This window comes from Alteromonas sp. MmMcT2-2 (genome assembly GCF_022348305.1).
GTDB classification, from domain to species: domain Bacteria; phylum Pseudomonadota; class Gammaproteobacteria; order Enterobacterales; family Alteromonadaceae; genus Alteromonas; species Alteromonas macleodii.
Genome location: NZ_JAKRFA010000001.1, coordinates 431,246 through 455,958, shown reverse-complemented (window position 1 = coordinate 455,958; position 24,713 = coordinate 431,246). Strand labels below are relative to the sequence as shown.

Genomic DNA, 24,713 nt, shown 5'->3' with positions numbered 1-24,713 from the left:
ATACTGTTTGTAATCATCCTCTAAAATAGATGCATAAAGCCCGTCGGAAGGGGACGGGCCTGAATGGTTTTTTGTTTAGGATTCCGGGGGCTGAAGGCCATCGAAGTGCGCCTCCAAATTGTCCAACTGCTTCAGGTTTGCCCTGACGAGACGTCGCATGTGAGTGAGGTTTGCATTCATGATACGCACTATCTCAAACCCGGCTTCGGTCTCCTCAATGATGGGCCTTTCCCAGTCGTGAGCGCGGTTAAATGCGGGTTTTGAGTACCGATGTTTCAGGGCTCGGCGGATGTGTTCACTGAAAACCGCATGCCCTTTACCGTTTTTCACTCTTACGAAGGTGTTGTAATACCAGTGCATCTCCAAGCTGCCGTGCAGCATTCTCACCCGGCAGCCGTGATGGCCAGGGTAGCCTCTCGTTTCCTTGGTTCGATGAGCCTCATTATGTGTCCAGAAATAGTCCGACAGTCGCTGAGCGAGATAGCGTAGGCGTGCTCGCTCCATATCCAGACTTTTGGATAGCGATTGTAGATACTGTCTGCATTGATCAAGCGCCATTCGGCGCCCCTGTTGATGGTCAAACTCCCCGGCGCGAGCCACCTCATGCCACTTATCGGTGATTTCCTGAATGGTTTTGGGTTTGCTCATTAGCATTCTCCTGTTGGTTGATGTTCAAGAGAAATGCTACTGGCCGCAGAGACAAACCCACGGGTCTGTAATTTGCCAATTTGGGCAAAAGTAGCCGTTTACCCCCAGATTATCTGGAATTTTTATCGACCTGGCGGCGTGTTTTAAACTTCCGGTTGAGAAATGCTTCCAGCTTGTCAGCATTCAGGTATGTGATGCCGCAGATCGCCAGGATAACGGCGACAAAGCCGAGGAAAGCAATGAGTGTGACGGACATATCGATCATGTGAGTTCTCCTGTTTTCGTTCTTTGATTGCAAATTGCAGCCTATGCTGCATCTGACTGCTTTTGTTCCTTTGCGACAGAGGCAATCAGATGGCGCGAACAACCCAGGATGTCCTGGATTTCACTATAGCTATGACCGGTGCGCAGTAAACTGGCGATGTGTTGTCGCCTCTTCAGATCAGGTTGGCGACCCTGATACTTACCCTCGCTGCGGGCCTTTTTGATACCCTGATTCTGGCGGCGGCGTCTGTCCTCGTAATCTTTGCGGGCTACCGCTGCCAGCATGTCGAGCATCATGCTGTTGACAGCCTGCAATATGGAATCGGTGAAGCCGGTGTTATCCTTCTTGTCCAGTGCAAGCCAACTCGTGGGCAGTTCTGGCGAGACAATTGCCAACCGTTTGGCTGACAGCTTCTGTTTGAGCGTATCCCAGTCCCGCTGTTTAAGGCGGGCAAGCCGGTCTATCTGCTCCACCAGTACAATGTCACCTTCACCGGATTCGGCAATCAGTCGCATCAGTTCGGGGCGATGCAATGTGGCTCCGGAGACATTCTCGGTATAAAAGGCAGCAATGCGCTGACCGTGTTGCTCGGCAAACTGGATTAGCGATGCTTTGGCCCGCTCGGCATTTTGTTCCTGGGTCGATGCTCTCAAATAGGCGCGTATAAACATTAATGCCTCCTCAGTCTGTTATAAGTGGTTCCGCTTGGCCGGTCTGTTTTAAATGGTTCCTTGTCATGTTGAACGGCCTGAATTGTTGGTTCTCCTGATGTGTACCCATAAGGAACCACCTCAAGAGTCGAAAAACTGCCCGAACGGATCATCCTCCCGGAGGATCGGATTGACTCTGAAGTCATCGAACAGATCGCCTGCGCCTTCTTGACTCCCGGTGTCGGAGGTTGTCGTGCTGCTTGGACCGTTTTCTTCCCTACCACCGCCTCGACTAAACGACGCCATCTTTTTCTCGAATTCAGGAAACGTCATTTCCCCATCGGGTCCCTTGTCGAAAACCGTCTTGTAAGCATCGACTGCGGCCATTGCGAAGCGAATGAGCAGTACGACCACCCAAAGCAGGAACAATAGATACCATGCGTAAAGCGCTGCATCGGTACCCCTTAAGGCGAGCTCCACAACGCCGATCCCGGCGAGCCCCACTGCTACTATTTTTATCACCCTCACCATGGTTTCAGTCCCCGATAGATCTTTACTTCGAAGCTACCAGAACCTGAGAAAATGCAAGTTTTGCCCGACGTCAGGCCGCAGCGGCTTGCCCGGCCAGCCATGGCAGTTTCACCTTGCTGTAGGCATCATTTGTCATCGCCCTCAAATCTTCCGTGTTCAGGCGTGAAACCAGCCACGCAGTGCCTTGATATCGAACGCGCGGATAGTTGGATGGCTGAAATACGCCATGAGGGAGGTCGTCCTCATCACCCAGCCACTGTCTGAGCCGCAGATCGATACACCAGCCCTGTTCGAGCTCAATCCAGCAATGGGGAGCGGTGGCTATTCGGCTCAGCCGGTCCTCTGCGTATCCGATACGACATTGATGGAAGATGCCTTGCTCGCTCAGGGCATTGCTGATCACAAAGGTCATGCAGTCGCTATCGATTTTGGCGTCTTCAAGCGGCAACAGAGCGAACTCAAGTTCATCATGCCAGTCACTCATGATCTGGCTCCTTGAACATCAGTCGCTGGCCCTGCTCGTAAAGCACAGGGTACGGCAGCGGTTCGCTATCCTGGATGACGGTGCCGGGAGGAAAATACATCAACATCCAGGATGGTAAGGCACCACTGACCGTGCGATAGAACTCATCCACAGGGAAGCTGAGTTGCTCACCTGATTGCCGGAAAACGAGGCGAGAATAATTCTCTGGATGATTAGCCGCGATGTTGTAGCTTTCGGGCTCAGCACCTTCCACGTAGGCTGGAGACTTCCAGAGATTCGGCGTTTTGATGTTGTAAGCAACCACACATTGACCTGCACCGCATCCATGCTCAGTGCTTTCAATGGACCAGAGCATCAGTGGATGGCCATCAATCTCAGGCGTCTCCACGTTACTGAGTTTGGTGGCGCTCAACGCCATATCATTGGCAGCTAATCGGATGGCCTGGTCCACCAGATCCACATACTGCTCATATGCCTGAGCCTCCGAAGTGGCCATCGACGCAGGCATCCATCCCATCAGGCTTGGTCTCGCCGACGGATCATCCGGTGTCATCATGATGTCAGTAGCGTTGAACAGAAACGTTTGGCTACCCGAGAGATGTCGAAGCGGTGCATCGAATGAAGTCGCCAGGCTGGCGAGATTCAGTAATGGCACCGACATGCCTTTGCTGTAGGAGCGAGAGCCATCCCCAGAATCACGCAAGTCCATATCGTAGATGCCACCGGCTCTTGCCAGGTTCAAAGCCCGAGACTCTTCCGGGTTGTAAGCTCGTGGGATGGCCGCGCAGCCAGCCAGGGCAGCGACGAATATTGCCGTAATTAAGGGTGCTACTCTTTTCATTATGTCCTCCTGCTTTTATTAAATATTCTCATGAGGTTGAGAATATGCAAGAGAAAAAACAAAAATAATCCTTGTAAATCAATAGTTTGTACTAACAGAACAAAGTTCCTTGAGCTCAAACATATAAATCGGCAGGTACACTGCCGTCACGTTGAAACTCATGCCATTGTAAAACACTATAAAATGATAGATGGTAACGGCGAGGGACGTACCAATTTACAAAGTTGATACAAGAGCATAAATCGAGGCAATAATGAACAAAGGATTTAACGATAATGAGGTCAGCACAACATTAAAAGACCTAATAGGCGACACTAGACTGGCTCGTTTATTCCATGATGACTCTCGACCATGCGCAGTACAGCTTTGGATTCTTCAAATTCTTTCCACAGAAACAACTAAAAACCGGATTATCTATGGTCGTGTAGTACCATACTCACATTCTAATAACTCTTGGTCTTTCAGCAATAACGACAAATTTTCGACTCTTGAACATTGCAGAGCGAAAATCACTCGCCTCAATCTTTACATCGATAGCAATTTGTTAAGTGATTTTCTGGAAATGCTTTGTAATGGAGTTAAGATTTCCACGATCAGCAATACTTTAGGTCTTGAGCGAAGCAATAAGTTTGATGATAAATTCGGCACAATATTTTTAGATCCAAAAAATTTAGTTTATAAACCCGTAACATATCTTATCAACAAGGATGCGTTCGAACTTCACTCGACTACTAGCCCCCATGGAGCAGCGGGTGCCATGAGCGCATCGATCACTCAAGTAGATAAATTATCTATCTTCCAAGCAGATCATAATTATCGATCCGACCTAATAAAGTTTATTGTCGAACATCTAAACTTTGACACTGGCTTGAACTTTGAACAGAACGATAAAGTGCGGTTTGGTGATATCGAATTTCTTGTCTTCCCGACTTTAGATGACAAAGAGAAAAATTTACTTGAAGTTTTTTGGGGCGATAAAAGACGAAAGTTAAGCGTTAAATTCGACTCCAAAAATCTTCCTAATTACTCTGGTTTTATATTCAGCATTAAGATCTTTAACAGCAGCCAAATTATATACTCAAGAATTGCAAATGCGAAAAAGTACGACAACCGCATGTATATGCGCGAATTCGATATTGATAAAACAATTAGATCCATCGCTGACTCTACTGAACTAGAAATCTATGGTTTTAATGCCGAAGATAACGAAGAAAATATATTATGTTGCAGGTGGCGTACCGGATATATTCGAGAAATTAACTTTCAAGCTAATGTGGCCGGTGGTAATTCAAGCTCCGTTAAATTTGATTGGTTAGATAACACGGTAAAAGAAAAGCAATCAAGCCGCGTGAAAGCAGTACTAACTAAAAACACAGGAAATCATGGGTTTGCTAGCCAAGTTGGCGGCCGAGAAGCCGACCCTTGGATTGCTATAAACCGCGAAATAAGCCCTATTTTCAACAAGCTGCACCCAAAAAAATCCGATGCAAGGTTTTTCGAACGTTATGGACCAAGCGATGGTGAAGGCCGTTTACAGTTTGTCGAATGGTTCAAATCTCTTTTTTCAAAATATAATGACAGTCAAATTATAATCTTTGATCCGTATTTTGATTCAGCCGGATTATCGTTGCTTTCTTTATATGCTGCGCCTAAATGTAATTACATTGTGTTTACTTCACTACCAAAGCAAAAAGGCGACGAAGAAAATCCTACTAATCGTAACAGAGTAGATGATCTAGTTACTGCTTGTGAAAACAACAAACGAACTCTCTCAAAAATAAACCTCAGAATCATTGGCTTAAAAGATGGTAAACTCCATGACCGATATATTCTGATTATAGGGAGCGACGGCCTACCAATAGCTGGATTTAATTTGTCTAACTCCTTGCAGAAGGTGGCAGAGAACTATCCCTTACTTATTACGCCGATACCATCTGATACTTTATTAGAGGTCGAAAAATATAAAAGCAGTCTTTTGAAAGAATTAGAGGCAAAAAAATCTGATTCTGAAGAAAATAACCCTGGATTAACCGAACTCTATGTTTCTTCCGATGCTCCCAGGAAAACTGTAAGATACGAGCCACTAAAGATACTGAATAATGAATTAGCAGGCGACATCCTATCAATATGGGCTAACGAGCCTTCATTAATAGGATTATACGGTGCACCACTGAAAGACAAGTTGATATCTCTTGAGCTATTAGAAGGGGACTCACTTAACTTGATCGATCCTCAGGGGTTCTTAGCCTGGGTAAAGAAAAAGGTCAGCTCTGAAGATTTCATGGATCAATGGGAAGTGGTTGGTGAATTTTTGGCAAACTCTAGAGCTGGTGATACAGATTTTCAAGAAATATTAAGTGAAACCTCGTTCTTAGAGAATCTCCTGGGGTACCTTACTAAATCGATACAGCGGACCCATAAAGATCTGGATTCTGATATAACTGTCTTAGAACCTCACCTATTTCAAAGACCAATTGAAAAGCTGCTGTGTAGCTCTTACCAGCTTCATCATATGTGTCATATGACTAAATATACAGCACTTACTTGGCCAGAATATTTTGCAATAAAACTGCTTTGGTCCTATGACCCAAAATCATTGTTAGAACTGGTTACTGAAGAATCGCCTAAAATTCCGAAAGAGCCGGATCATGCTGACATAATTAGGCTGTCATTGTTAAGCCAAATTGTTAGCGAGATCTCCCTATCCATAGAGCTGCTACCAAACTATTCCCGCACATGCACTTTATTGAATAGTTGTAACGGTTTAATTCGATGGATGGGCTTATATGCTCTAGAGCAGATGATTCATCAAACTAAAGACGTCACATCAGAGCTGGGCTTGCTTTCAAGATTTGACCACACGGAAAAGGTAAGATATTTAGGTTGGTTGGTTAACAGATCGGCAAATGATGAAAGAAAACGTGATCAATACGAGAAATTATTAGTCGCACTCAAAAACGAACTACCAGAACAGCTATCTGAAAGTGATTTGAGGCACGTAATCGATTCGATGAGAGGCCATATGCGCCAATTACCATGGACAGAACCGTGGTTGTTTCGGGATCTAGTTTTACCTCTACTTCAAAGTGAGCAAGCTGATACGGATGATGCCTGCAAAATCTGGCTCGAGGAAATCGTTTCATTGATAGGCCCAGCTGAAAGCAGGAATTCAAGACTGTTCCAACTTTCACGGGAAGGGCAGATGACAAATACTTGCGCATTTATCTTCGCTCATAGTACGCCTGAGCAACAAAGAAAAGTAATTGGTATGATTCGACCCATCTTAAATAAGCAGAAAAGAGTTTTACAACAACCTCTGGCAAGTACTTCCAACTGGTCTTGCTGGAACGATGCTTTGGTAGTCTCAATGTGGATATTGGCATTCACTAGGTGGTGCCAATACTATTTAACCGAACTGAAGCAAGCTAATGTAGAATTAGATAACTTGTCAGGAGACGCATACGACCTTGCTATGTTAAGACCTATGGAAGAATTGGAATCAGAGGGGGTAGGAAAAGACAGAGAGCTCGCCTTATTTCTATCCCAAGCTGAAGATCTTATTTCGAAGTCGGAGTAACTCTACTGTCATAGGGGCGAACAACTTGGCAGTCGGTCATACCACTCAATTAGGAGTGGATATTGACAGATGCAGAATAATCGAACAGGAGATACTTTATGTTCCCAGTTTCCCACTTTTCCCGGTTCATTGATGGGGCACCGGCATTCGGATCTACGGAAACTTGCAAATATTTACACTTTTTTTCGCACATTCCAGCACTCCGAGAGTGCTCCGTAAAACTTGCAAGTTACTGTTTTTAAAAGATAATAAACATTCTGTATTGGTAAGTAGCGCAACCAATAAAGTTATAAGTAAGATGGTGAATAACGTAACGGATAAGCCGTACTTACGTTAAGACGACAATTGTAAATAGAGAAGCGACCCAGTAATGAGCAAGCATTTTGAAATCATCGTTGGCACCATGTTAGGTGCCGCAGAATACGTGGCAGATGCCATTGCGGAAAAACTTGATGCGAGCGGGCACACCCACACTATTCACGCTGAACCAAATTTAGATGAGATTAAAACGGAATCAACGTGGATCGTGTGTACATCAACCCACGGTGCTGGCGAATTACCTGACAACATCCAGCCGTTCGCAAAACAGCTAGAGGACGCGGATTTAAGCGCAGTAAATGCCTATGTTATTGGGCTAGGTGACACCAGTTACGACACCTTTTGTTTCGGCGCAAAAGAAATGGAAAAGCATATTAAAAACGCAGGTGGCACGTTAATTACCGACGCGCTATACATCGATGTGCTAGAACACCCTATCCCTGAAGATGCCGCCGTAGAATGGTTTGACGAAAAGCTGGCCAATGCTTAACAAGCGTTTTTACGTGGAACCAATGCGATGAACAGCAACCTTACCCAAGCTGAACTAGCGGCGTTGCAATCTCCCCTTTCTAACGATTGCCGGGTACTGTATTTACTTGGGCTTCGAACAGGTGCAAATTCGGCAACGACATCGTCGGCACCTATTGATTATAAGCAATTATTGAATTTGCTAAACGGCGACAGCAAAGACGAGCCTTACCAACGCGGTCGTCAAATCAATAGCTTGGTGAAGCAGCTTGAACAAGTGGGTTTGGTTGCCCTGCCCCTTGAACTTGATCTTGAGCATACAATCAACGGGAAAACCCTACTTCTTCCGCTTCTAAGCGAGCCGCAGTCAGACTTCGACCAACTACATGTCCGTCATAGCGCCATGACCCCTAATTGGGCACCCAACAAGGCGTTGTTTGAAGAAATGGCCTCGCTACTTGGTATTATCGATAAAACATTTGATGACAACGAGGTGGGTGAATTCATTGCCTATTGGTTAGGAAGACCAAGTTCAGTGTTTAGCGAATTCCAATGGACACAAAAGTTTGCCAACAATATCAAGCGCAAGCGTCTCGCTTCAGGCTACGCCCCAACAAAGGTGGTGGGAACGCAACAAGTGAAAGTTGCAGCCGGCATAGAAGCAGATGATAATGCTAGAAAGCTGGTGGAAAAGTATGCCGCAACTAAGAAGAGTTAATTCGTTATGGATCGTATAACCGACAAAATTGCTAATTTAGCGAGAGCGCTCAACAAAGACGTCGATCCCAATCGTGAATACATCGACTATAAAACGCTGCGTAAGCAGTACGAGGCGAAAGCGAACGAAGAAGTATCACAACTACAGCAGCGTAGTAAAAAAGCGCGTGTAGAGGCTATTCATGGCCGTTCTGATCTGAATCCTAAATGGACCTTCGCCAACTTAGTTGAAGACAGTGACGATGTGATTGAAGCCGTATCTATAGCTCAGTCTTTTATTGCTGCTCATGACGACCCTGCATGGCGTCAAAGCGGCTCGCATATGATGCTGTTTTACGGCGATTACGGTCGTGGTAAATCACATATCGCCGGCGCCATAGCCCATCAACTTATAGAGCAGTACGAAATTTCAGTGCTTTATCGTCAACTGTCTACACTGCTTGAAATGCGCAATTTCTCGTTTGATTTTGGGGCTTCGGACAACGCGGGGCAGCGCTTCAGGGAGATCAATCAGGAACTGCTAGACGTTGATCTGCTTATTCTTGATGAGGTGTGTGTAAACGAAAGCGTGTTAAAGAAAAATGCGCAGAGTTGGTTTGGTAACCTGCTAAGACAACGCTTGGTAAACAAGAAAAACTGTATTTTGATCACCAATCACAATTTAGCCGAACTTGAAAATGCCCTTGGTCCTTACTGTTTTGAGTCGATTAAAGAGTACGATACTTACAAGGTTAGGTTCCAAGGCCCAAGCCGCCGTGAAGGCTTAACCATTGAACAAGAAGACATGCAAGGCTCTGTTTCACAGCCACGCTATCAACCCAACCAGGTGCGCTAATAGCACCTGGTTTCCTATCTCTCTCAAAACCTTGCCCTTACTCTGCTTGGTCTTTTCCTTCATTAAACCTTATTGCATGTTCCTGTTGTGCTAAGTAATAGCGAATCACTTAGTCTGTTGATCCCGCTTTTTACCAAAACGATACGGTTTCAATTCATAGATACACTCAACGATCTCCTTCAGTTAAACAAATAACCATTCTTTCAGACCCACTTCTACCTTATAAAAGTGACTGTATTTTGGTCAGCTCCTATGTTTTTCTCCTGAAAAATGGGCTGTTTTGAAAAAATAATCTTGTCGTTCATAAAAGCCTGCACATTTTTTGAAGATGTTGATAAATGCGATCGGGCGATCTAATCACAGCTTTTGGAAAAGATCTCCTCCACAATGAGATCACGCTATAACGCACGTAACTACACGATCTTTTGATCGCGATACATAAATAGCAAACATTTTATCCCCAGCTGGATCACATCTTGATCACCCCTGTGGATAGGATCCTACAAACCACTGTGTATAAGCTTTGATCGAAAAAAGAATAACTTTTCAAACGATTCGGGGTGTGGATAAAAAGGCCATTTATACACAAGTTTGAGGTAGGGTTATGGATCGGGGTTTCCCAATGTTATTGATCGCGTAACTTGATGATCTTTATGTGCTTTGATCGGTTACCCACAGATCTTGATGATCCTAATAAAAGTAAAAATAAACAGATCTAAAAGAGATCTTAAGATCTTATAATTCGATCACACCTTTTCAAAAACAGGTTTTGAGGAAAATTTAATCATTTTCTTTATCCAATAAGTCAGATAAAATACGCGCCCTTTTTTCAGCAGTCTCTGCGTGAGAAAAATTAGTTTTTAATCGGCTTATCGTAAGTTAATAGTGAGGTTTAACCATGTTTTATGCTGAAGCATTTGATGTCATCGTTGTAGGTGGTGGACATGCAGGTACAGAAGCGGCACTTGCAGCTGCTCGCATGGGTGCAAATACGCTGTTGCTCACTCACAATATTGAGACGATAGGCCAGATGTCGTGTAACCCTGCAATTGGTGGGATCGGTAAAGGCCATCTTGTAAAAGAGATCGATGCGTTAGGTGGTGCTATGGCACTGGCTATCGACAAAGGTGGTATTCAGTTTAGAACATTGAATTCTTCTAAAGGCCCAGCTGTTCGTGCAACGCGTGCGCAAGCAGACCGTACGCTTTACAAAAACGCTATTCGCGACATTGTTGAAAATCAAGAAAACCTAACCTTGTTCCAACAGAGCGTTGACGATCTGATTGTTGAAAACGATCAGGTATGCGGTGTTGTTACGCAAATGGGCTTGAAGTTTAAAGCCAAGTCAGTGGTACTGACAGTGGGTACTTTCCTTGGCGGAACCATTCACATTGGCCTTGAAAACTATCGCGGCGGTCGTGCCGGCGATCCACCGTCTATCGCACTTGCAGATAGACTACGTGCCCTTCCGTTTCGTGTTGACCGTTTAAAAACTGGGACACCTGCAAGACTTGATGCTCGCTCGTTAGATTTTTCTGTAATGCAGCCTCAACCTGGTGACAATCCTACGCCGGTATTTTCGTTCATGGGTGATAGAACCATGCACCCTACACAGATCCCGTGCTATATCACCCACACTAACGAAAAAACCCACGATATCATTCGCGGGGGATTAGATCGCTCACCCATGTTTACTGGGGTTATCGAAGGTATCGGACCGCGCTATTGCCCAAGTATCGAAGATAAGATCACCCGTTTTGCAGACAAGACATCGCATCAAATTTTTGTTGAGCCAGAAGGTTTAAACAGCATTGAAGTTTATCCAAATGGTATTTCAACCAGTTTGCCATTTGACGTACAGATGAACCTTGTCCGCTCGATCAAAGGTTTTGAAAATGCGCACATTGTTCGCCCGGGTTATGCGATTGAATATGATTTCTTTGATCCACGCGATCTGAAACAAACACTGGAAACGAAGTTTATTCGAGGTTTGTTCTTTGCTGGCCAAATTAACGGTACCACTGGTTATGAAGAAGCGGGTGCGCAAGGGTTAGTAGCAGGCGCAAACGCAGCGCTACAAGTTCAAGAAAAAGACCCGATGATTTTACGCCGCGACCAAGCATACATGGGCGTACTTATCGACGACTTAGCCACCATGGGTACGAAAGAGCCGTACCGCATGTTCACTAGCCGTGCTGAATACAGACTACTGCTTCGTGAAGACAATGCCGATAGCCGTTTAACCGCGATGGGCCGAGAGATTGGTCTTGTTGATGATGCGCGCTGGGCGAAATTTAACGACAAGATGGAAGCGGTAGAAAGTGAGCTACAGCGTTTACGCGGTCAGTGGATCCACCCTGATCACGCGGCAACGCCGGAACTTAATACCATGCTGAAAAATCCGGTGAGTCGTGAACATTCTCTTGAAGAGCTAATCCGTCGACCTGAAATGACTTACGGTCAGTTAATGGAAATTGAAAGTGTTGGCCCAGGTCTTGAAGATCCGATTGCTGCAGAGCAAGTGGAAATTCAAATTAAGTACGCCGGCTACATTGCCCGTCAAATGGATGAAATCGCGAAAACGCAGCGACACGAAAACACCCTGTTGCCGGTTGATATGGACTTCAGCAAGATTTCCGGCTTGTCGAACGAGGTTGTAGCCAAGTTAACCGAAGCCAGACCGGAAACTATCGGTAAAGCATCGCGTATTTCGGGCATTACCCCGGCTGCCATCTCTTTACTGCTGGTTTACCTTAAAAAACACGGCATGTTGCGCAAGCAAGAGAAAATCAGTGCGTAAAACACGCGCTTAACTCAACGCATTACTCGCAGCGCTTAGTTTTTCCTATTTATTCGCGTATTATGATAATCATAATTGCCTAAACTATGCGAAAACTAGAAAAACTCGGCGCTTTTCACACTGTCCCATTGCACCAATTTACATTCGTTGTGCGGCTTTGATTAATTTATGTGGCTTCTTCAAGCGCACTTGTATCGAGCATGAAGAGCTGCAGTAACAAACGGCTGTAAATGAGCGGCAAATAACGATTCGCCACGCGTGTTTATGGTATGGACTGTGTAGAGCAAAAAACATTAACGCGAACAGACAGATTTTTCGATGACGATACAGCAAGAATTGCACACCATTTTGGTGTCTGGACTCGATGCCCTTTCACTAGATTTAAGTGATAAGCAACAGCAACAGTTAGTTGACTATGTGCTGCTTATGGACAAATGGAATAAGGCGTACAACCTGACTTCTGTGCGCGATCCTAAGCAAATGATGGTGAAACACATTCTAGATTCGCTGGCGATTGTGCCCTTTCTTGATGGTAACAATATCATTGATGTTGGAACGGGCCCTGGCCTTCCAGGTATGCCGTTGGCAATCGCGTTTCCAGATAAATCATTCACATTGCTTGACTCATTGGGCAAGCGTGTACGGTTTATGACCCAATGTGTGCACACGCTTGGATTAACTAACGTAACTCCTGTGCAAAGCCGCGTTGAAGAGCACAATGGCGATACGCCTTACGATATTGTGCTAAGCCGAGCTTTCGCTTCGCTAAAAGATATGTTGCACTGGTGTCAGCATCTGGTAGATTCAGAAGGTCAATTTATGGCGCTTAAAGGTCAGTTTCCACAAGATGAGATAGACGAAGTGAGTGATCACTTCCATGTGAGCAAAACGGAAAACCTCACTGTGCCAAATTTGGTAGGCGAACGACATCTGGTTTGGCTAAAAAAGAAATAGCCAAAAAATAGACATAGACGAGAACAGGATCTAACGTGGCTAAGGTAATCGCGATCGCGAATCAAAAAGGTGGTGTTGGAAAAACAACCACCGCAGTTAACGTGGCAGCGTCAATGGCAGCAACAAAACGCAAAGTGTTGCTGATTGATCTCGATCCACAGGGTAATGCAACCATGGGAAGCGGCGTTGATAAATACGACGTTGAATCTACCGCATTTGAATTGTTGATTGAAGAAAAGCCAATTAACGATGTTATCGTTAAAGCGACAAGCGGCAAGTACGACCTCATCGCGGCGAACGGTGACGTAACCGCGGCAGAAATCAAGCTGATGGAAATGTTTGCCCGTGAAGTAAGACTTCGCAACGCGCTGAAGCCCGTTATGGATTACTACGATTTTGTCTTTATCGACTGCCCGCCTTCGCTAAACCAGTTAACGGTGAACGCCCTGGCGGCTGCCGATTCGGTAATGGTGCCTATGCAGTGTGAATATTACGCACTAGAAGGCCTCACTGCCCTTATGGATACCATTCAAAAACTGGCATCTGTAGTGAATCCAGAATTGAAGATTGAAGGTGTATTGCGTACTATGTACGACCCGCGCAACCGCCTTGCTAACGACGTTTCAGAACAATTGAAGCGCCATTTTGGTGAACAAGTTTATCGCACGGTTATACCGCGTAACGTTCGCTTAGCTGAAGCGCCAAGCTTCGGTACGCCAGCGATGTATTATGATAAATCATCGACAGGCGCTAAAGCCTACCTGGCACTGGCGGGTGAAATACTGCGTCGTAGGGATAAAACAACGCCTGCACAGGCAAAAGCAAGTTAAACGACAATAAGCTGAACACTATCAGCACATGCCATAGAGGACACTATGTCAGCACGTAAAAGAGGCCTTGGCCGCGGTTTAGATGCGCTACTCGCAACCAGCCAATCATCTGCTCAAAAAGAACAAGATGCCGCCGAGGTAAATTCAACCAACGGTGAGTTGAGTAAACTCCCTATTGAATACTTAGTGCCGGGCAAGTATCAGCCTCGTAAAGACATGTCGCCTGAGGCATTAGAAGAATTGGCATCGTCCATTCGTGCGCAAGGTATTATTCAGCCTATCGTAGTGAGAAAAGTCGACGAGCACCGCTATGAAATCATTGCCGGTGAACGTCGCTGGCGAGCTTCACAACTGGCACAGCTAGACGAAGTGCCTTGTTTGGTTAAGAACGTGCCTGATGAAGCGGCAGTGGCCATCGCCCTCATCGAAAATATTCAGCGTGAAGATTTAAATGCCATGGAAGAGGCGCAAGCCCTCGACCGTTTAATGAATGAGTTCGCGCTTACCCATCAAGAAGTTGCTGAAGCGGTGGGCAAATCACGCACCACAGTGACAAATTTACTTCGTCTGAATAATTTGAACGACGACGTGAAACTGTTAGTCGAGCATGGCGATATTGAAATGGGTCATGCTAGAGCGCTGCTAGCGCTAGAAGGTGATACCCAGTCGGAAACTGCGCAAGTAGTATCGGGCAAAGGTCTTACCGTGCGCGATACAGAAAAGCTTGTTAAAAAGCTTTTGGAGCCAGCTAAGCCTAAGCCTGAGAAGAAAGTTGATCCCGATGTGCAAAACCTTATGACACGACTTTCAGAAAATTTAGGCACTCCTGTGAGTATTGACCACAATGCGAAAGGCAAAGGCAAGCTGACAATTAGCTTTAGCGATCTTGAACAATTAGATGGAATTATCTCTAAAATTCAATAACTTAAAATAAAATTAGTAGAGAAATCCCCTTTGCCTACCCGCAATTGATACGCTGTTCGGTGCAAACACCGGACACTCTCCTTTCCGGTTATAGCAATAGAAAATTTTCAGAATAACTTTCAAAAAGCGTTGTACTGTTGAAAATTGTCGGTAAAACAGTATACTTCTGACGCTTTTTGTAAGACGTGAACAAGCTGCGAGTAAAAGTGACGAACAAGTTAGCAAAACGCGGGTTAGACCTCGCCAAGAAAGGGCTACTTTTTCAGGCTGTCACGGCCCTATTCGTTACCGCTTTCGCAGGCGCCGCAGGAGGAAGTCATTCCGCCATGTCGGCAGCGGCAGGCGCTTTAATCAGCATTTTGCCGAACAGTGTTTTTATGGCTTTCGCGTTTCGTTACGCAGGTGCCAGTAAAAACGACCTTGTTGCACGGAGTTTTAGCCAAGGCTCAAAATTGAAGCTGGCACTGACAATCATTTTATTTGTAATTGCTTTTAAAGGCTTAAATGCCGCGCCATTAGAGATTTTCATGGCATTTGTGATTACAACCGCTAGCCACGGGCTAGCCATGTTTCATTACGGTACGAAAGAATAAAGACAGCGCGAGGCGTTGCGATAACGAAAACAACGTATTCGACCGATTGAGACAAAAGAACCACTCACCAAATTTTTACACTTTACAACTTGGGTTAAACAATGGCATCTGAATACACTACCTCAGAATACATCAAGCACCACTTGACCAATGCCACCATGTGCTCAACTGACAACGGAATTGCTTTTAACAAAGCGTGTTCTGACGCCGGTTTTTGGGCATGGCATGTTGATACACTGGCATGGTCTATCGGTCTTGGTCTTCTTTTCCTAATCATCTTTAGAAGCGTTGCTTCAAAAGCGACAACCGGCGTACCTGGCAAAATGCAGGCGTTTGTTGAGCTAGTTGTTGAGTTTGTTGACGACAACGTTAAAAGCACCTTCCACGGTAAGAGCGCACTTATCGCGCCATTAGCACTGACTATCTTTGTATGGGTATTGCTAATGAACCTTATGGATTTGGTGCCAGTTGATCTAATTCCATGGGTGTCTGGTCTTATCGGCCAAGCGGCTTTTGGCATGGATCCACACGACGTTTACAATAAGGCAGTTCCAACCACTGACCTTAACTTAACGTTCGCACTGGCTTCAGGCGTGTTTATTCTTATTCTTTTCTACTCAATCAAGATGAAAGGCATCGGTGGTTTTGCGAAAGAACTTACTATGCAGCCTTTCGGTCACCCTATCTTTATTCCGGTGAACTTCATTCTTGAAACCGTTACTTTGCTTGCGCGTCCGCTTTCACTAGCGCTGCGTTTGTTCGGTAACTTGTATGCCAGTGAGCTAATCTTCATTTTGATTGCTACAATTGGTTATTTCCAGCTTCCACTGCACTTCATGTGGGCTGTGTTCCATATTCTGGTACTTCCGCTTCAGGCGTTTATTTTCATGATGCTTACCATCGTGTACTTAAGCCTGGCGTGTGAAGACCACTAAGCATTAACGGGTGTCGGTTTTGATTTTTAATCGACACCGTTTTTACAGAGTTTGACTTTTAAACATTAACTTTAAATTTAACTTAAATCGGAGACGTAAATGTTATACATCGCTGTTGCACTACTGATTGGTCTTGGTGCCCTAGGTACCGCTATTGGTTTCGGTCTACTAGGTGGTAAATTCCTTGAATCTGCTGCTCGTCAACCTGAACTAGCACCTCAACTACAAGTTAAGATGTTCATCGTAGCGGGTCTTATCGACGCCATCGCGATGATCGGTGTTGGTATCGCTCTATACCTATTGTTCGCTGTTGGTGCCTAATTCTACTAAACACTTTTTTAGCGAACTTTAAGAGGAGGGGCGATTGTGAATTTTAACGCCACTTTTATTGGTCAATTAATCGCCTTCGCTGTGTTCGTGGTGTTCTGCATGAAATATGTATGGCCTCCACTAATGGCAGCGATTGAAGAACGTCAGAAGAAAATTGCCGATGGGCTTGAAGCTTCTGAGCGTGCAGAGAAAGACCTAGAGCTTGCTCAAGCGAAAGCTACTGAGCAATTGAAAGATGCGAAAGCGCAAGCAGCTGAAATTATCGAGCAGGCTAAAAAGCGTGCCAACCAATTGGTTGACGAAGAAACGCAAAAAGGCCATGCGGAACGCGAAAAGATTATCGCTTCTGGTTATGCCGAGATTGAAGCTGAACGCAATCGTGCCAAAGAAGATTTGCGCAAGCAGGTTTCTGCACTTGCAGTAGCTGGCGCACAGCAAATCTTACAACGTGAAATCGATGCAAACGCACAAAACGACATTGTTGAAAAACTTGTCGCTGAGCTTTAATAGGGAGATGAGCCATGTCTGAATTGACAACCGTTGCTCGTCCTTATGCTAAAGCTGCTTTCGATTTTGCTGTCGAGAAAGACGCCGTTGCAAAATGGCAAGAAATGCTCGCCTTTGCAGGCGCTGTAGCAGCGAACGATGACATGCACCAGCTTTTGTCTGGTGCGGTTGCCGCTGACACGCTTGCCGACATTTTTAACAATGTTTGTGGTGAGCAACTCGACGAACACGGCCAAAACCTGGTTAAGGTTTTGGCTGAGAATAAACGTTTAGCCGCGTTGCCTGAAATTTCTACTTTGTTTGATGCATTTAAAGCAGATTACGACAAAGAAATAGAAGTGGACGTAACCTCAGCATCTACGCTGACTGATGCGCAACAAAATGAGTTGGTTGCATCTTTGGAAAAACGTTTGGCACGTAAAGTGAAGCTTAATTGTAACGTGGACCCTGCCCTGATCGCTGGAATGGTAATTAATGCCGGCGATACAGTTATTGATGGTTCCGTAAAGTCGAAATTGAACCGTCTAGCAGACGCGTTGCAAGCATAACGGGGATAAGAGCATGCAACTTAATTCCACTGAAATTGCTGAACTGATCAAGAAAAGAATTGAACAGTTCAATGTAAGCAGTGAAGCACGTAATGAAGGTACTATCGTCGCAGTAACTGACGGTATTATCCGCATTCATGGCCTTGCAGATGTAATGCAAGGTGAAATGATCGAGCTTCCTGGAAGCCGTTACGCAATTGCACTAAACCTTGAGCGAGACTCTGTGGGTGCAGTTGTTATGGGTCCTTATGCGGACCTTAAAGAAGGCGATAAAGTACAATCTACTGGTCGTATTCTTGAAGTACCAGTAGGTAACGCACTACTAGGTCGTGTTGTAAACACACTAGGTGAGCCTATCGATGGTAAAGGCGCAATCGATGCAGCTGGTTTCGAACCAGTTGAAAAAATTGCACCTGGCGTAATCGAGCGTCAATCGGTAGACCAGCCAGTACAAACTGGTTATAAGTCAGTTGACGCCATGATCCCAGTAGGTCGTGGTCAGCGTGAGCTTATCATCGGTGACCGTCAGTGTGGTAAAACAGCAATGGCTGTTGACGCTATCATCAACCAAAAAGGTACAGGCATTAAATGTGTGTACGTAGCGGTTGGTCAGAAAGCATCTACTATCGCTAACGTAGTACGTAAACTAGAAGAGCACGGTGCACTTGACCACACTATCGTGGTTGCAGCATCTGCATCTGAGTCTGCTGCGCTTCAATACCTAGCGCCTTACTCTGGTTGTACTATGGGTGAATTCTTCCGTGACCGCGGTGAAGACGCGCTAATCGTATATGATGATTTGTCTAAGCAAGCTGTTGCTTACCGTCAAATCTCACTACTACTTAAGCGTCCACCAGGCCGTGAAGCTTACCCAGGTGACGTATTCTACCTTCACTCACGTCTACTAGAACGTGCTGCACGTGTAAACGAACAATACGTTGAGCGTTACACAAACGGCGAAGTGAAAGGTAAGACAGGTTCATTGACTGCGCTTCCAATTATCGAAACGCAAGCTGGTGACGTATCTGCATTCGTACCAACTAACGTAATCTCAATTACCGACGGTCAGATCTTCCTAGAAACTGACTTGTTTAACGCAGGTATCCGTCCAGCGGTTAACGCTGGTATCTCGGTATCTCGTGTTGGTGGTGCTGCACAGACTAAAATCATCAAGAAGTTGGGTGGCGGTATCCGTCTAGCCCTAGCTCAGTATCGTGAACTTGCGGCGTTCTCGCAGTTTGCTTCTGACCTTGATGATGCAACTCGTGAGCAACTTGAGCACGGTGAGCGCGTAACTGAGCTAATGAAGCAGAAGCAGTACGCACCACTTTCAATTGCTGATATGGGTGTATCTCTGTTCGCGGTAGAAAAAGGTTTCCTTAAGGGTATCGAGCTTAACAAAATCCTAGATTTTGAAGCCGCTCTTCACTCTTACATGAACAGCGAACACGCTGACCTTATGAAGACTATCAACGAATCAGGTAACTACAACGACGAGATTGCCTCTAAGTTGAACGACGCTTTAACAAACTTTAAAGCGACACAAACTTGGTAATCAATGGTGCTGGTGTTTAACCACCAGCGCAATTCGTTGAGTAATCGGAGAGATAGTCATGGCCAGCGGTAAAGAAATAAAAGGTAAGATTGGGAGTATCAAAAATACTCAGAAGATTACCAGTGCGATGGAAATGGTTGCTGCGTCTAAAATGAAAAAGGCGCAGGAACGCATGGCTTCTGGCCGTCCATATGCACAAAATATGCTTAAAGTGATTGGTCACATTGCAAACGGTAACCTTGAATATCGCCATCCTTATTTGGAAGAGCGTGAAGTCAAGCGCGTCGGTTACATTGTGATTTCCACTGACCGAGGCTTATGTGGTGGCTTGAACACCAATGAATTTAAGCTCGTCACTCAAGACGTCAAAAAATGGCGTGAACAGGGTGTAGAAGTGGATTTCGCTGCATTAGGTTCTAAGGCGTGCAGTTTCTTCAACCGCTTTGGTGGCAAGTTGCTTGCTGCTGAATCTGGTTTAGGTGACAAGCCGTCTGTGAGCGATGTAGTGGGTGTTGTACGCGTTATGCTTAAAGCGTACGACGAAGGACAAATTGACCGAGTATTCTTGGTATTCAATGACTTCGTTAACACCATGACACAGAAACCTGTGATCAATCAGTTATTGCCTTTGCCAAAGTCAGAAGACGAAGAATATCAACATCGTTGGGACTACATCTACGAGCCAGATCCAAAAGAAATTTTGGAAGCACTAATGGTTCGTTACATTGAGTCTCAGGTGTATCAGGGTGTTGTAGAAAACGCGGCGTCAGAACAAGCTGCGCGAATGGTTGCCATGAAGGCAGCAACCGACAACGCCGGTAACCTCATTGATGAGTTACAACTGGTATATAACAAAGCGCGTCAGGCTGCGATCACACAAGAAATCAGTGAGATTGTGAGCGGTGCCGCAGCGGTGTAGGCAAAGGTTTAAAAGAGATAACGAGGACAAATTATGAGTCAAGGTAAGGTCGTCCAAATCATTGGCGCCGTTGTGGATATTGAATTTCCACAAGATGCGGTACCAAGAGTTTATGACGCACTACAAGTTACCGAAGGTGACTTGTCAGGTCTAACCCTGGAAGTGCAACAGCAATTAGGTGGTGGTGTTGTTCGTGGCATCGCACTAGGTACTACTGACGGACTAAAACGTGGTCTTGCAGTAGAAAATACCGGTAACCCAATCATGGTTCCAGTTGGTACGAAGACACTAGGTCGTATCATGGACGTATTGGGTAACCCAATCGACGAAGCAGGCCCAATTGGTGAAGAAGAGCGTATGTCTATTCACCGTGAAGCGCCTAGCTACGAAGATCAGTCTAGCTCGGTAGAACTACTAGAAACTGGTATCAAAGTAATCGACTTGGTTTGTCCATTCGCTAAGGGTGGTAAAGTTGGTCTATTCGGTGGTGCGGGTGTAGGTAAAACCGTAAACATGATGGAACTTATCCGTAACATCGCGATCGAGCACAGCGGTTTCTCAGTATTCGCTGGTGTTGGTGAGCGTACTCGTGAGGGTAACGACTTCTATCACGAAATGAACGAATCAAACGTACTTGATAAAGTATCGCTTGTATACGGTCAGATGAACGAGCCACCGGGTAACCGTCTACGTGTTGCACTTACCGGTCTAACAATGGCTGAGAAGTTCCGTGACGAAGGCCGTGACGTTCTATTCTTCGTAGATAACATCTATCGTTATACCCTAGCAGGTACTGAAGTATCAGCACTTCTAGGTCGTATGCCATCTGCGGTAGGTTACCAGCCTACTCTAGCAGAAGAGATGGGTGTACTTCAGGAACGTATTACGTCAACGAAGACAGGTTCAATCACTTCAATTCAAGCGGTATACGTACCTGCGGATGACTTGACTGACCCATCTCCAGCGACAACCTTTGCTCACTTGGATGCAACGGTAGTACTTTCTCGTGATATCGCGTCTCTTGGTATCTACCCTGCGGTAGACCCACTAGATTCAACGTCTCGTCAGCTAGACCCGCTAGTAATTGGTCAAGAGCACTATGACGTAGCACGTGGCGTACAGACTGTTCTTCAGCGCTATAAAGAGCTGAAAGACATCATCGCGATCCTAGGTATGGACGAACTATCTGAAGAAGACAAGCAAGTGGTATCACGTGCTCGTAAGATTCAGCGTTTCCTATCTCAGCCGTTCTTCGTAGCAGAAGTATTTACTGGTGCACCTGGTAAATATGTATCGCTAAAAGACACAATCAGTGGCTTTAAAGGCATCCTAGACGGTGAGTACGATCACCTTCCAGAGCAAGCCTTCTACATGGTTGGTTCTATCGAAGAAGCGCTAGAGAAAGCCAAGAAAGCATAATGACAGGGCTAGCAGTTGCTAGCCTAGCATCATGCTAACGTACCTAATCAGGAGGTTCACATGGCAATGACAGTACATTTGGACGTAGTAAGCGCGGAGAAAGCGATTTTCTCAGGTCGCGTTGAAGCGATTCAGGTGACAGGTAGCGAAGGTGAGCTGGGTATTCACCCAGGGCACGCGCCACTTATCTCTGCTATTAAACCTGGTATGGTGCGTTTGGTTAAACAGCACGGTGAAGAAGAAGTAATCTATGTTGCTGGTGGTGTACTAGAAGTACAACCTGGCAATGTTACCGTACTGGCTGATACCGCGGTTCGAGCTGAAGATCTTGACGAGCAGGCAGCAGAAGAAGCCAAACGACGTGCAGAAGAGCACATCGCCAACCCAGGCGCTGACTTTAACTACGCTGAAGCAGCTCACGAGCTTGCAGAAGCTATTGCTCAACTTCGTCTTATTCAGAAGTTACGCAAATAAAAAGCACAGCTTTGAAAAAACCCGCCAAATGGCGGGTTTTTTATTGCCGAACGAAAAGTGGTCGTTCACATTCTCTTACGTTTATTTTTATTGCTATCGCACTACACAAAGCTTATCGTTAGAGCGTTTTAACCGATTTAAATTAAAACGTAATCGGCGCTAATTCTAGTGCCACCTTTGCCTGTAACGAATTATAGAAATGAAGCTTAACCCGTATTCCAACATGCACAAAGGTGCCTCTATTGGATTTTTTCCTCTGCTAACAACACTGATTTTACTTTCAGTGCATTATTTTACGGGTGCGTTAGATTGGCCTGAAGTGGGAAATGTACGTGCACAGCGCGACTTCAACTCTGCTATTGGTATGTCGCTTATTACAGGATACTTTTGGTTTGCGCTTCGTTTAATGCATCAAAACGTGGCTAGCACCCTTATTTCTTTGCTTGTAAAAACCAATCAGCTTAGTCAGTTTTCGGCGCATAGGCGAGAACTCGCCATTGAATTTAGACACCATATTTTTAATGCAATCATCATTTCTATTATGATCACGATTGTGTACTGCATATTCGAAGGATTGATCACGGTAAAACAAGAAATACACGTTTTATTCTTAACGGCCACAGCCGTCCCCTTTTGGTTCTTGGCCATTTTATTTTTGTTTCAGATCTCCTCCAACATTAAGTACCTAACTTCTAAAGTTTTGCCCCAAGCCGGTGGGAATATTGACCGACTTAAGTCCATCATGACGATTTTAAAATTAGGAACAACCAACAGCATATTTGCGATGGGGGCACTGGCCATTTTTCCTATCTTTTGGTTGAAAAAAGACATTCCTTCCATTGATGTACTAGTAGTCACGTTCTTCACGGGCATAGTGAGCGTTTATCTATTTTGGCCGGTAATAAAGCTTAAAAGTATGCTTGAGAAAGAGCAGAAAGCTGCTGTTCTGCACCTTGAGGAAAACATAGAAGACGGTATTAAACGATGTGCAAAGCACGAAGAATTCTCTACAGCTGCGTCAATTGAGCAACTAGAAAGCGAAAAAGAACGAGTCTTAAAAATGGGGGCGCGGGTTTTTGCCCCAAGAGATAAGGCTAGAGTGGCTGCATGTATTGCGTTAATACCGATTTCTTGGGTTCTATTGTTCATTGTTGAATGGTTAATTCAACTCTCTCGCTATCATTAGTCTATTCGGGTCTGTTGTTCTTTGCCTTATCTTTTCGCAGCGGTCTATGTGGTATTTAGACAAGGCACGCTTAACCCCTTCTCGCACCCTAACAGCTATTAATAATTGTCGTATTCACATTGCGTTGGTATGGTAAATCTTCTTAGGTCATAGAGATATCATTATGCGAATATACGGCGACACGCGTTCAGGAAACTGTTACAAACTCCAACTGCTTCTTTCTTTGTTAGGTAAAACCTGCGAATGGATTGATGTGGACATTATGAAAGGAGAAACACGCGCTCCTTCTTTCCTAGAAAAGACCCCTAATGGGAAAATTCCGTTGCTTGAACTAGACGACGGCAGGGTGTTGTCAGAATCCAATGCCATCATGCACTACCTGGCATCTAACACTCCTTTAATCCCCTCTTCTCCCTATAGTTTTTCGCAACTTTTACAGTGGCAGTTTTTCGAACAATACAGTCACGAGCCTTATATCGCCGTTGCTCGCTACATCAATGTTTATTTAGGGCTACCCGAGGACAGGAAAGCGGAGTACGAATCTAAACAAGCGGGTGGATATCGAGCACTAGCTGTCATGGAGCATCAACTTAAAACTACCCCGTTTTTGCTAGGTGACACGTTAACTCTTGCGGATATTTCATTGTTTGCGTATACCCACGTTGCCCACGAGGGCGGGTTTGACCTTTCCGCCTATCCTGCCATTCGAAATTGGATAAGTTTAGTCAAAGATCAAAAGGGCTTCATTCCCATGAACGCGTAATGTGCGCTAAACGAAGTTCTACGCTACAAATGCCTTCTATGTGACATAGGGCCTTGCCACTTATCTTGTAAGGCTGTCTGCGCTCTGTAAAGCCCAGAAACGTCGATTTGATCTAAGCACTGTAGTGCATAAGCTGTTGCTTCTAGCGTAGAGAGGGCATTGCTTAATGTCGTATGACGAATAGCATAGTTAGAAGTGGGTGCAGAAATGAAGTGAAACGCTGGTAACTTTGTTAACCATGGGTTCTGTTTAACTAGACCAAATGCTTGTTTCCAACTTCCATCTATTAGAATTAGCGTTGTGATCTCAGAACGTGCAACGGCATCGACATTTTCTATCGGTGTACTGCATTCACTTGGGTAAACAAGCACTGAATGTCGACGTGAGCAGTGTTCGGATAGGGATTGCATAGCGACGACATCATTAGCAAGTATGATTCGCGTCGAAGGAATACACAATGAAACTAAGCGCGCCGTATTCTTGGCGTGAAGTGCTTCTTTTTCGTGTTGAATTATCACAATCTCTAACGATGTATCTACTGTGTTAATGTGAGAGCAAATACAGGTTTTTTGAGGATATCCACAGTGTTCACAATAAAGGCGCATAACTGAATTTCTTTATTCTCTTTTGAACGTTTATCGC

26 protein-coding genes are annotated in these 24,713 nt (G+C 45.1%); 19 read left to right on the top strand and 7 right to left on the bottom strand.

The genetic code is table 11. From position 1 onward, the window contains the following. Positions 1–75: 75 nt before the first annotated feature. The 6 genes from mobI to MHM99_RS01900 all read right to left on the bottom strand — a co-directional run bounded on the left by mobI (position 76) and on the right by MHM99_RS01900 (position 3,419). Entirely contained in the window at positions 76–648 is a 573-nt protein-coding gene (gene mobI, locus MHM99_RS01925) for a conjugative transfer protein MobI(A/C) (protein WP_034819437.1), read from the bottom strand. 109 nt (positions 649–757) lie between these two features. Next, positions 758–913: a hypothetical protein gene (locus MHM99_RS01920; RefSeq protein WP_162838081.1), complete on the bottom strand. Its 156-nt coding sequence runs from the start codon at positions 911–913 to the stop codon at positions 758–760. A 41-nt stretch (positions 914–954) separates the two neighbouring features. Further along, positions 955–1,584: a recombinase family protein gene (locus MHM99_RS01915; RefSeq protein ID WP_034819439.1), complete on the bottom strand. Its 630-nt coding sequence runs from the start codon at positions 1,582–1,584 to the stop codon at positions 955–957. 120 nt (positions 1,585–1,704) lie between these two features. Next, the gene (locus MHM99_RS01910; RefSeq protein ID WP_034819441.1) at positions 1,705–2,094 is read right to left on the bottom strand and encodes a hypothetical protein; all 390 of its coding nucleotides are present in this window, start codon (positions 2,092–2,094) and stop codon (positions 1,705–1,707) included. A gap of 70 nt (positions 2,095–2,164) precedes the next feature. Continuing rightward, positions 2,165–2,578: a hypothetical protein gene (locus MHM99_RS01905; RefSeq protein WP_034819443.1), complete on the bottom strand. Its 414-nt coding sequence runs from the start codon at positions 2,576–2,578 to the stop codon at positions 2,165–2,167. Beyond that, complete coding sequence (locus MHM99_RS01900) at positions 2,571–3,419, bottom strand: hypothetical protein (protein ID WP_034819445.1); 849 nt, start codon at positions 3,417–3,419, stop codon at positions 2,571–2,573. Before MHM99_RS01900 ends, MHM99_RS01905 begins: the two co-directional genes overlap by 8 nt. Positions 3,420–3,672: 253 nt before the next feature. Between MHM99_RS01900 and MHM99_RS01895 the strand changes: the two genes are divergently transcribed. From MHM99_RS01895 to MHM99_RS01805, 19 genes are all read left to right on the top strand, one after another. Beyond that, on the top strand, positions 3,673–6,996 hold the full coding sequence (locus MHM99_RS01895) for a VPA1262 family protein (RefSeq protein WP_239217935.1): 3,324 nt from the start codon (positions 3,673–3,675) through the stop codon (positions 6,994–6,996). 370 nt (positions 6,997–7,366) lie between these two features. Further along, positions 7,367–7,804, top strand: a complete 438-nt coding sequence (gene mioC / locus MHM99_RS01890) for an FMN-binding protein MioC (protein WP_239217933.1) — start codon at positions 7,367–7,369, stop codon at positions 7,802–7,804. 27 nt (positions 7,805–7,831) lie between these two features. Then, positions 7,832–8,500: a DnaT-like ssDNA-binding domain-containing protein gene (locus MHM99_RS01885; protein WP_187446846.1), complete on the top strand. Its 669-nt coding sequence runs from the start codon at positions 7,832–7,834 to the stop codon at positions 8,498–8,500. A gap of 6 nt (positions 8,501–8,506) precedes the next feature. Continuing rightward, positions 8,507–9,334: an ATP-binding protein gene (locus MHM99_RS01880; RefSeq protein WP_014951458.1), complete on the top strand. Its 828-nt coding sequence runs from the start codon at positions 8,507–8,509 to the stop codon at positions 9,332–9,334. 898 nt (positions 9,335–10,232) lie between these two features. Then, a complete protein-coding gene (mnmG, locus tag MHM99_RS01875; protein ID WP_039228881.1) occupies positions 10,233–12,134 on the top strand; it encodes a tRNA uridine-5-carboxymethylaminomethyl(34) synthesis enzyme MnmG in 1,902 nt (633 codons plus the stop codon). 318 nt (positions 12,135–12,452) lie between these two features. Then, a complete protein-coding gene (gene rsmG / locus MHM99_RS01870; RefSeq protein ID WP_239217931.1) occupies positions 12,453–13,088 on the top strand; it encodes a 16S rRNA (guanine(527)-N(7))-methyltransferase RsmG in 636 nt (211 codons plus the stop codon). Positions 13,089–13,123: 35 nt separating this feature from the next. Further along, on the top strand, positions 13,124–13,918 hold the full coding sequence (locus MHM99_RS01865) for a ParA family protein (protein WP_014951455.1): 795 nt from the start codon (positions 13,124–13,126) through the stop codon (positions 13,916–13,918). 45 nt (positions 13,919–13,963) lie between these two features. After that, positions 13,964–14,842: a ParB/RepB/Spo0J family partition protein gene (locus MHM99_RS01860; RefSeq protein WP_014951454.1), complete on the top strand. Its 879-nt coding sequence runs from the start codon at positions 13,964–13,966 to the stop codon at positions 14,840–14,842. 206 nt (positions 14,843–15,048) lie between these two features. Next, on the top strand, positions 15,049–15,435 hold the full coding sequence (locus MHM99_RS01855) for an ATP synthase subunit I (RefSeq protein ID WP_239217921.1): 387 nt from the start codon (positions 15,049–15,051) through the stop codon (positions 15,433–15,435). Positions 15,436–15,536: 101 nt separating this feature from the next. After that, complete coding sequence (gene atpB, locus MHM99_RS01850) at positions 15,537–16,370, top strand: F0F1 ATP synthase subunit A (RefSeq protein WP_012520223.1); 834 nt, start codon at positions 15,537–15,539, stop codon at positions 16,368–16,370. 99 nt (positions 16,371–16,469) lie between these two features. Continuing rightward, a complete protein-coding gene (gene atpE / locus MHM99_RS01845; RefSeq protein WP_012520222.1) occupies positions 16,470–16,691 on the top strand; it encodes a F0F1 ATP synthase subunit C in 222 nt (73 codons plus the stop codon). A 45-nt stretch (positions 16,692–16,736) separates the two neighbouring features. Then, positions 16,737–17,207 carry a F0F1 ATP synthase subunit B gene (gene atpF, locus MHM99_RS01840; protein WP_014951452.1) on the top strand — a complete coding sequence of 157 codons (471 nt, stop codon included), beginning with the start codon at positions 16,737–16,739 and terminating at the stop codon, positions 17,205–17,207. A gap of 14 nt (positions 17,208–17,221) precedes the next feature. Then, on the top strand, positions 17,222–17,755 hold the full coding sequence (atpH, locus tag MHM99_RS01835) for a F0F1 ATP synthase subunit delta (RefSeq protein WP_014951451.1): 534 nt from the start codon (positions 17,222–17,224) through the stop codon (positions 17,753–17,755). A gap of 13 nt (positions 17,756–17,768) precedes the next feature. Further along, positions 17,769–19,310 (top strand): F0F1 ATP synthase subunit alpha, encoded by a 1,542-nt coding sequence (gene atpA, locus MHM99_RS01830; protein WP_014951450.1) that lies wholly within the window; start codon positions 17,769–17,771, stop codon positions 19,308–19,310. A gap of 58 nt (positions 19,311–19,368) precedes the next feature. Continuing rightward, positions 19,369–20,229 (top strand): F0F1 ATP synthase subunit gamma, encoded by an 861-nt coding sequence (gene atpG, locus MHM99_RS01825; RefSeq protein WP_012520217.1) that lies wholly within the window; start codon positions 19,369–19,371, stop codon positions 20,227–20,229. A 33-nt stretch (positions 20,230–20,262) separates the two neighbouring features. After that, positions 20,263–21,648 carry a F0F1 ATP synthase subunit beta gene (atpD, locus tag MHM99_RS01820; protein WP_039221268.1) on the top strand — a complete coding sequence of 462 codons (1,386 nt, stop codon included), beginning with the start codon at positions 20,263–20,265 and terminating at the stop codon, positions 21,646–21,648. A gap of 60 nt (positions 21,649–21,708) precedes the next feature. Continuing rightward, positions 21,709–22,122, top strand: a complete 414-nt coding sequence (locus tag MHM99_RS01815; protein ID WP_014951448.1) for a F0F1 ATP synthase subunit epsilon — start codon at positions 21,709–21,711, stop codon at positions 22,120–22,122. A 199-nt stretch (positions 22,123–22,321) separates the two neighbouring features. Beyond that, entirely contained in the window at positions 22,322–23,308 is a 987-nt protein-coding gene (locus MHM99_RS01810) for a hypothetical protein (protein WP_239217919.1), read from the top strand. Positions 23,309–23,471: 163 nt separating this feature from the next. Then, complete coding sequence (locus MHM99_RS01805) at positions 23,472–24,071, top strand: glutathione S-transferase family protein (protein ID WP_039228873.1); 600 nt, start codon at positions 23,472–23,474, stop codon at positions 24,069–24,071. 23 nt (positions 24,072–24,094) lie between these two features. Here the strand turns inward: MHM99_RS01805 and MHM99_RS01800 are convergent, their stop codons facing one another. Next, positions 24,095–24,676 carry a tRNA-uridine aminocarboxypropyltransferase gene (locus tag MHM99_RS01800; RefSeq protein ID WP_049586383.1) on the bottom strand — a complete coding sequence of 194 codons (582 nt, stop codon included), beginning with the start codon at positions 24,674–24,676 and terminating at the stop codon, positions 24,095–24,097. Positions 24,677–24,713 lie beyond the last annotated feature (37 nt).

Excerpts from the sequence above, each read along its gene's own strand:
- atpH (WP_014951451.1), top strand. The coding sequence starts at position 17,222 with ATGTCTGAATTGACAACCGTTGCTCGTCCTTATGCTAAAGCTGCTTTC.
- MHM99_RS01800 (WP_049586383.1), bottom strand. The coding sequence starts at position 24,676 with ATGCGCCTTTATTGTGAACACTGTGGATATCCTCAAAAAACCTGTATT.
- MHM99_RS01910 (WP_034819441.1), bottom strand. The coding sequence starts at position 2,094 with ATGGTGAGGGTGATAAAAATAGTAGCAGTGGGGCTCGCCGGGATCGGC.
- mnmG (WP_039228881.1), top strand. The coding sequence starts at position 10,233 with ATGTTTTATGCTGAAGCATTTGATGTCATCGTTGTAGGTGGTGGACAT.
- atpE (WP_012520222.1), top strand. The coding sequence starts at position 16,470 with ATGTTATACATCGCTGTTGCACTACTGATTGGTCTTGGTGCCCTAGGT.
- mobI (WP_034819437.1), bottom strand. The coding sequence starts at position 648 with ATGAGCAAACCCAAAACCATTCAGGAAATCACCGATAAGTGGCATGAG.
- MHM99_RS01920 (WP_162838081.1), bottom strand. The coding sequence starts at position 913 with ATGATCGATATGTCCGTCACACTCATTGCTTTCCTCGGCTTTGTCGCC.
- atpA (WP_014951450.1), top strand. The coding sequence starts at position 17,769 with ATGCAACTTAATTCCACTGAAATTGCTGAACTGATCAAGAAAAGAATT.
- mioC (WP_239217933.1), top strand. The coding sequence starts at position 7,367 with ATGAGCAAGCATTTTGAAATCATCGTTGGCACCATGTTAGGTGCCGCA.
- MHM99_RS01810 (WP_239217919.1), top strand. The coding sequence starts at position 22,322 with ATGAAGCTTAACCCGTATTCCAACATGCACAAAGGTGCCTCTATTGGA.
- MHM99_RS01815 (WP_014951448.1), top strand. The coding sequence starts at position 21,709 with ATGGCAATGACAGTACATTTGGACGTAGTAAGCGCGGAGAAAGCGATT.
- MHM99_RS01915 (WP_034819439.1), bottom strand. The coding sequence starts at position 1,584 with ATGTTTATACGCGCCTATTTGAGAGCATCGACCCAGGAACAAAATGCC.
- MHM99_RS01880 (WP_014951458.1), top strand. The coding sequence starts at position 8,507 with ATGGATCGTATAACCGACAAAATTGCTAATTTAGCGAGAGCGCTCAAC.
- MHM99_RS01900 (WP_034819445.1), bottom strand. The coding sequence starts at position 3,419 with ATGAAAAGAGTAGCACCCTTAATTACGGCAATATTCGTCGCTGCCCTG.
- atpB (WP_012520223.1), top strand. The coding sequence starts at position 15,537 with ATGGCATCTGAATACACTACCTCAGAATACATCAAGCACCACTTGACC.
- MHM99_RS01805 (WP_039228873.1), top strand. The coding sequence starts at position 23,472 with ATGCGAATATACGGCGACACGCGTTCAGGAAACTGTTACAAACTCCAA.
- atpG (WP_012520217.1), top strand. The coding sequence starts at position 19,369 with ATGGCCAGCGGTAAAGAAATAAAAGGTAAGATTGGGAGTATCAAAAAT.
- atpD (WP_039221268.1), top strand. The coding sequence starts at position 20,263 with ATGAGTCAAGGTAAGGTCGTCCAAATCATTGGCGCCGTTGTGGATATT.
- MHM99_RS01885 (WP_187446846.1), top strand. The coding sequence starts at position 7,832 with ATGAACAGCAACCTTACCCAAGCTGAACTAGCGGCGTTGCAATCTCCC.
- MHM99_RS01905 (WP_034819443.1), bottom strand. The coding sequence starts at position 2,578 with ATGAGTGACTGGCATGATGAACTTGAGTTCGCTCTGTTGCCGCTTGAA.
- MHM99_RS01895 (WP_239217935.1), top strand. The coding sequence starts at position 3,673 with ATGAACAAAGGATTTAACGATAATGAGGTCAGCACAACATTAAAAGAC.
- rsmG (WP_239217931.1), top strand. The coding sequence starts at position 12,453 with ATGACGATACAGCAAGAATTGCACACCATTTTGGTGTCTGGACTCGAT.
- MHM99_RS01860 (WP_014951454.1), top strand. The coding sequence starts at position 13,964 with ATGTCAGCACGTAAAAGAGGCCTTGGCCGCGGTTTAGATGCGCTACTC.